We start from the raw sequence: 7,282 nt of genomic DNA, 5'->3' as shown, positions 1-7,282 counted from the left end.
GGTGTAAGTGCTCGATTAAGTATTAGGGCTTTAGAAAATTTATTAATTACCGCAGAGCGTCGGACTTTAATAAATGATGATGGTAAAACAACGTTGAGGTTATCTGATTTTGTTGGGATTATTCCAGCAATTACAGGGAAAGTAGAATTGGTTTATGAAGGCGAACAAGAAGGTGCTGCAGTTGTTGCTTATAATTTAATTGGCGAAGCTGTTAAAAGGCTATTTGAAGAGTTTTTTCCTAAGATTAGTAAACTTCAAAAGCAAGAGGAAGAAAGTCCTTATGATGATGTAGTTTCTTGGTTTTTCAATCAAAAAGAAGGTTTTGAGTTATTAGATGATTTGCGTGATAAAGAATATAAAAATATATTAGATGCTATTTCACCACTTGATGATTTATTAGGAAAGTATCAGCCAAATTTATCAAAACAAGATAGTTATTTTGTAAAAGAATTTGTGCTTTGGGCATTAGTAGAATATAATTTACTCAGTAAACATCGATTTACAGAAGGTATTCAATTTAAAGATCCATACGGAAGTTTTATAAGTGGTATTTAATCCACCAATTTACCAGCTATCTCTACTTTTAATATTATTAGCGCATAATTCAATTATTTGGGTTATGCGCTTTTTTCTTGTGTCTTCTCGTTTGGCACTATGCAGCCAAGAAAGGTAGCTTTTTCTATAGCCTCTTGAAAAATTCTGGTAGTTTTCAAAGGCTCTTTCATTTTCTTTAAATGCTTGTTGTAAGTCTTTTGGAATAACGCCATTTTCAACATCATCCATGGCAGTCCAAGTGCCAGTCTTTTTAGCTAATTCAATCATATGGTAACCAGATTTATGAATTAAACTGGCTTTGGTTAACTCCTTCACATATTTTTTATTTACCGCGCTCCAAGTACTTTTTGGGTTTCTGGGGCAGAAGTATTGCCTCCTTTTTCCGTTGCCTAAACTTTTTACGGTGGAGTCAATCCAACCAAAACAAATGGCAACTTTAACAGCTTCTTCCCATCGCATGGTGGGAATATTCAATTCTAATTTGTAAAAAATAAGATAAACAGCCTTTTCTTTTTTATGATTGTTTAATAGCCAATCATACCAATCAGTATCTCTTTCAAAATGAATTTCTTGAAAGTCGCCCAAAATTTATATTTTTTTTGTTTCAATGTAAAAATCCTTGTCTACTTCAAAATCATCAATTTTTGAATCTAATGTCAAAGTGTTCCATTCAGCCTTTGGAAACAACCACTTTTCCTCGTCATTAATTTTAATTTGAATAGGCATATCGAAACCTTCTACAATATTCGTCCAGCGGAATTCTAATGACTTCTTTTTTATAGAATATTCTAAAGTAGGCACTTTAGTGCTTCTTAAGTATTGGTTAAAGAACTCTGCTAAATCAATTCCAGTCTCTCTAGAAAGGAAATCTTCAATTTGCTGCGTTGTTACAGTTTGATGATAAAATTCTACGTTCATTTTACGCAATATTTTTCTCCACTTTTCGTCATCTTCGATTAGCTGTCTTAGTGTATGTAGCATATTGGCTCCTTTATAATACATGTCTCCAGAGCCTTCTGCGTTAACATTATAATGACCAATTATTGGTTGTTCGTTTTGAATGTTTTTTCGAGTTCCTATCACATATTCAGCTGAAGCTTCTTTTCCAAAGTGATAATCCAAAAACAGGTTTTCAGAATAGGCAGTAAATCCTTCATGAATCCACATATCTGCAGCATCTTTATTTGTTATATTATTCGCATACCACTCGTGTCCAGATTCATGAATAATGATAAAATCAAACTTTAAGCCCCATCCTGTGCCTGATAAATCGTTTCCTAAATACCCGTTTTGATATCCATTTCCGTAGGTTACAGAACTTTGGTGTTCCATACCTAAATAGGGTGCCTCAACAAGTTTAAAGCTGTCTCTGTAAAAAGGGTATTGTCCAAACCAATGCTCAAATGCTTTTAACATCATAGGCACTTGTTTAAACTGTTCTTTAGCCTTCTCAAGGTTGTAGTTTAAAACATAGTAATCTAAATCTAAATTTCCTGCCTGCCCATCATATACTTCGGAAAAATTTGCATAATCTGCAATATTAATATTGACGCCATAATTGTTAATTGGGTTTTTTACAATCCAATGGAACGTTTTGGTATCTCCAATTTGCTCTACTAGTCGTAATCTACCGTTAGATACGTTTATTAATTTACTAGGCACATTAACACTAATTTGCATACTATCAACTTCGTCGTACATATGGTCTTTACATGGCCACCAAACACTAGCACCTAAACCTTGACAAGATGAAGCAATAAAATCATTTCCATTTTTGTCTTTTTTCCAAGAAATACCGCCATCCCAAGGTGCTCTTACAGCTTCTTTTGGGTGGCCTTCGTAATAAACTTCTAAATTATTAATATCATCAATGTTTTGATTATCAATTAATGAAATAAAATGAGCATTGCCATCGTCTCTAATTTTTAATTCTTTTCCGTTTTGAATGGCTTTTAGAATTTTCATGGGCGATTGCAAATCAATTTGCATAACAGAATCGTTTTTTAAAACTTTGTATTGGATGGTGTTTTTGCCAGATATAAATTTGTTTTCTGGGTCCACTTTTATATCTAAATGATAATAGCTTAAATCCCACCATTCACGCTCTGGAGTGATGCTTCCTCTTAAAGTATCTTGTTTTGTGAAACTGGTTTTTTCTGAGAGCAAGCCCTGAGCATTTAAAAAAAATAGAGGTGTAAATAAGAGTATTAGAAGTAAGTTGTATCCGTATTTCATGAATTTTTAATTTTTAAAATATAAAGATAGTGAAATAAAAAAACGCCTCGAAAATTAATTCGAAGCGCTTTTTAGCAATTGAGTTAGTCACTCTATAAATTTTACTGATTCAAATTAAAAGCAATATTTATTTTCTGCTTTAACTTTTTCAGCTATTTCAATTCTTAAATCTACAATATCTGGATAGTTTACATATTTTGTAAAACGCTTTAACCCCATAAGTAGCATACGTTGTTCATCGCCTTCAGCGAACGAGATAATACTTTCTTTTCCTTTTTCTTCAACAATATCTACAGCATGATATAAATATAATTTAGCCATGGCTATCTGAGCAGATTGTTCTTTTTCGCTAGTACGCTTAACATTTTTTTCTGTTCTTAAAATAGCCGATTCTGCCATATAAATTTCAATTAAAATATCGGCAGCTGCAATTAGTAATTGTTGATGATCTTCTAATTTAGGGCCGTATTTTTGAACAGCTCCACCTGCAACCATTAAGAAAGTCTTTTTTAACTTCTTAATCATTTCCTTTTCTTCTGAAAATAATTCAGAATAATCTGGAGTATCAAATGATGGAATGCCCATTAATTCTTCCTGAACTTTTTGAGCTGGACCAAGTAAGTCTACGTGTCCTTTCATCGCTTTCTTTACTAACATGCCAACGGTAAGCATTCTGTTAATCTCGTTAGTTCCTTCGTAAATACGAGCAATACGAGCATCTCTCCAAGCTGATTCCATTGGAGTTTCTTCCGAGAATCCCATACCTCCAAAAATTTGAATGCCTTCATCGGCAGCATTTTGCACATCTTCGGATACAGCTACTTTAAGAATAGAACATTCAATGGCATATTCTTCAACGCCTTTTAGTTCTGCTTCTTGATGCGAGTTTCCTGCGGCTTCTCTTAGAGCAATTCTATCTTCAATATTTTTTGCAGCTCTGTAAGTAGCAGATTCACCTGCATACGCACTAGCAGCCATTTCAGCTAATTTTGTTTTAATAGCACCAAAATCTGAAATACGCGTTTTAAATTGTTTACGCTCGTTAGCATAATTTACAGCAGTACTTAAAATTCTTCTTTGGGAATCTAAACAAGCCGCTGCTAATTTAATCCGACCAACATTAAGTGCATTCATGGCAATTTTAAAACCTTCACCACGACCTGCTAACATATTTTCAACAGGAACTACGGTGTCGTTATAAAATACTTGACGTGTAGACGAAGCACGAATACCTAGTTTGTGCTCTTCTTCACCTAAAACAATGCCATTAGGTTTATTTTTATCATATTCAACAATAAATCCGGTAATATTTTTATCATCCTCAATTCGAGCAAAAACAATCATCAAACTACAGAAACCTGCATTTGAAATCCACATTTTTTGTCCGTTAATTTTATAAGATTTTCCATCTGCCGAAAGCTCAGCAGTTGTTTTACCAGAATTAGCATCAGATCCTGCGCCAGGTTCCGTTAAGCAATACGACCCAAACCATTCGCCAGTTGCTAGTTTAGGAACATATTTTTGTTTTTGTTCTTCTGTACCGTATAACGTTATTGGTAAAGTACCAATTCCAGTATGGGCGCCAAATGCCGTACTAAAAGATCCTGTTCCACTAGAAATGTAATCGCAAGTTAAAACAGTAGATACAAACCCCATTCCCATGCCTCCATAAGCTTCTGGAACTGAAACGCTTAAAAAGCCCATATCGCCAGCTTTACGCATAACATCTTCAGTTAAGGCGTAATCTTTAGCTTCAAAACGTGTTTTATGAGGAATGATTTCACGATCATTAAATTCCATGACAGACTCTTTCATCATTGTTTGTTCTTCTGAAAAATCTTCAGGAGTAAACACGTCTTCACAATTAGTTTCTTTAACTAAGAATTGACCTCCCCGTAGGATATCTTTTTCAGTTGCTTCCATTTTATAGTTTTGTATTAAGTTTTATTTAGTTTAAAAATTCGAATATGCCACAAGCACCTTGACCTGTGCCAACACACATAGTTACTGCTCCATATTTGCCTTTCATATCTCGCTTACGCATTTCATCAAAAAGTTGAACAGACAGTTTTGCGCCTGTACATCCTAACGGATGTCCGAGTGCAATAGCACCACCATTCACGTTAATAATATCAGGGTTAAGGTTTAATTCTCTAATTACAGCTAAAGATTGAGAAGCAAAGGCTTCATTCAATTCTATTAAGGATAAATCGTCTTGTTTTAATCCAGCTTGTTTTAAGGCTTTTGGAATAGCTTTCACAGGACCAATTCCCATGATACGAGGTTCAACACCTGCTGCTGCATAGTTTACCATTCTTGCAATTGGCTCTAAACCTAGCTCTTTAACCATATCTTCACTCATTATCATAACAAAAGCAGCACCATCACTCATTTGCGACGAGTTTCCAGCAGTTACACTTCCTCCAGCAGCGAATACAGCCCTAAGTTTTGCTAAAGCTTCTTTGCTTGTTCCAGCACGTGGGCCTTCATCTTTAGTTACCGTATATTTTTTTGTTGCTCTTTTTCCGTTGGCATCGATATATGTTTGTTCTACATCTATTGGAACAATTTGATCCTGAAAACGATTTTCAGCTTGTGCTCTTAAAGCTTTCATATGGGAATTATATGCAAATTCATCTTGATCTTCACGAGATACTTTAAATTGGTTTGCTACCGCTTCAGCTGTATTTCCCATACCCCAATAATAATCTTCGTGACCAGCACTTACTGTATCGTAATTTAATTCTGGTTTAAAACCTGTCATAGGCACAGAACTCATGCTTTCAGCTCCTCCAGCTATAATGCTATCTGCCATACCTGCTTGAATTTTAGCTGTAGCAATTCCAATAGTTTCAATACCAGAGGCACAAAATCTATTAACGGTTACTCCAGGTACATCAACACTATCCAAACCAATTAATGAGATAAATCTTGCCATGTTTAATCCTTGCGAACCTTCTGGCATAGCATTACCAACAATAACGTCATCGATACGTTTTTTGTCTAGATTAGGAAGTTCCTTCATCATGTACTGAATGGTTTCTGCTGCCAATTCATCCGTTCTTTTAAAACGAAACACACCCTTTGGTGCTTTACCAACTGCGGTTCTATATGCTTTTACTATATATGCTGTTTTCATTTTTTTTCGATTTTTAGATTATTCGATTTTTAGACTTCTTGGATTTCTAATAATCGAGAAATCCAGTAATCCAACAATCTAATTTCTTAATGGTTTTCCTTTAGTTAACATGTGTTGAATTCGTTCCAAAGTTTTTCGTTCTGTACATAAAGATAAAAACGCTTCACGCTCTAAATCTAATAAGTACTGTTCGCTAACTAATGTCGGTTCTGATAAATCGCCACCAGCCATAACGTAAGCTAGTTTGTTGGCAATTTTCATATCATGCTCACTAATGTAGTTGGAGTCTTTCATTGCATCCGTTCCTACTAAGAACATTCCTAATGCCTGTTTTCCAAGTACTTTTACATCCGTACGTTTTACAGGCTGCGTGTAACCTATATCGGCCATTAATTTTGCATGTTGTTTTGCAACAGCAATTTGGCGGTCTTTATTAACAACTACAATATCTTTTCCTTTTTGAAGAACACCTAAATCGAAGGCTTCATAAGCCGAAGTCGATACTTTTGCCATGCCTATAGTTAAAAAGTATTCTTGTAAAGTATTTAATTCAACATCTCCTTTTCTAAAAGTATCCGATGCTCTTAAGGCCATTTCTTTGGAACCTCCACCACCTGGAATAACACCTACTCCAAATTCTACCAGTCCCATATAGGTTTCTGCTGCGGCAACTACTTTATCGGCGTGCATTGATAATTCACATGCACCACCTAAACTCATGCCGTGAGGCGCTGAAATGGTTGGTATGGACGAATATCGCATGCGCATCATAGTGTCTTGGAAATATTTAATAGCACCATTAAGTTCATCATACTCTTGTTCTGCTGCCATCATAAATATCATGCCAATATTGGCACCAACTGAGAAATTGGCACCTTGGTTTCCAACCACTAAACCAGCAAAATCTTTTTCAGCAATATCAATGGCTTTATTTAAACCTGTTAGTACGTCGCCACCAATAGTATTCATTTTAGATTGGAATTCTACATTAAGAATCCCGTCACCTAAATCTTCAACAACAACACCTGAGTTTTTAAATACTTCGTTAGATTTTCTGATATTATCTAGAATGATGAAGCTATCTTGTCCAGGGATTTTTTCTTGCGATTTCTTTGGAATATCATATGCAAAGGACGCACCATTTTTTATAGTGTAGAAAGATGAACTTCCTGAAGCTAACATGTCTTTTACCCAAACATTAGGTTCTAAGCCTTCGGCTTTCATGATTTCTATTCCAGCTTCAACACCAATAGCATCCCATATTTGGAAAGGACCATGTTCCCAGCCAAAACCAGCTTTCATGGCATCATCAATTTTATATAAATCGTCTGTAATTTCTGGAATTCTGTTTGA

The 7,282-nt window shown here is 35.1% G+C and carries 5 protein-coding genes and 1 pseudogene; 1 reads left to right on the top strand and 5 read right to left on the bottom strand.

Annotated features, from left to right (window positions below; all coding sequences use genetic code 11):
• Positions 1-555: pseudogene (locus tag WBN21_RS00770) on the top strand (magnesium chelatase); the annotation flags it as partial.
• A gap of 9 nt (positions 556-564) precedes the next feature.
• Here the strand turns inward: WBN21_RS00770 and WBN21_RS00765 are convergent.
• The 5 genes from WBN21_RS00765 to WBN21_RS00745 all read right to left on the bottom strand — a co-directional run.
• Entirely contained in the window at positions 565-1,140 is a 576-nt protein-coding gene (locus tag WBN21_RS00765) for a YdeI/OmpD-associated family protein (protein WP_424197409.1), read from the bottom strand.
• A 3-nt stretch (positions 1,141-1,143) separates the two neighbouring features.
• Positions 1,144-2,790, bottom strand: coding sequence for a M1 family metallopeptidase (locus WBN21_RS00760; protein ID WP_424197408.1), 1,647 nt, complete (start codon positions 2,788-2,790; stop codon positions 1,144-1,146).
• 114 nt (positions 2,791-2,904) lie between these two features.
• Positions 2,905-4,713, bottom strand: coding sequence for an acyl-CoA dehydrogenase family protein (locus WBN21_RS00755; protein WP_424197407.1), 1,809 nt, complete (start codon positions 4,711-4,713; stop codon positions 2,905-2,907).
• Positions 4,714-4,738: 25 nt separating this feature from the next.
• Positions 4,739-5,929 carry an acetyl-CoA C-acyltransferase gene (locus WBN21_RS00750; RefSeq protein WP_424197406.1) on the bottom strand — a complete coding sequence of 397 codons (1,191 nt, stop codon included), beginning with the start codon at positions 5,927-5,929 and terminating at the stop codon, positions 4,739-4,741.
• 78 nt (positions 5,930-6,007) lie between these two features.
• Positions 6,008-7,282, bottom strand: a 1,275-nt coding sequence (locus WBN21_RS00745) for an enoyl-CoA hydratase-related protein (RefSeq protein ID WP_424197405.1), incomplete at its 5' end; no start/stop codon positions are given.

Origin of the sequence: Algibacter sp., assembly GCF_049667265.1 — a bacterium.
GTDB lineage: Bacteria > Bacteroidota > Bacteroidia > Flavobacteriales > Flavobacteriaceae > Algibacter_B.
Note: the sequence above shows the minus strand (reverse complement) of the source record. Positions and strands in the feature narration are given on the sequence as shown.

What these genes read in the sequence shown, in the direction of transcription:
- WBN21_RS00755 (WP_424197407.1), bottom strand. Translation starts at nt 4,713, where the DNA reads ATGGAAGCAACTGAAAAAGATATCCTACGGGGAGGTCAATTCTTAGTT.
- WBN21_RS00760 (WP_424197408.1), bottom strand. Translation starts at nt 2,790, where the DNA reads ATGAAATACGGATACAACTTACTTCTAATACTCTTATTTACACCTCTA.
- WBN21_RS00750 (WP_424197406.1), bottom strand. Translation starts at nt 5,929, where the DNA reads ATGAAAACAGCATATATAGTAAAAGCATATAGAACCGCAGTTGGTAAA.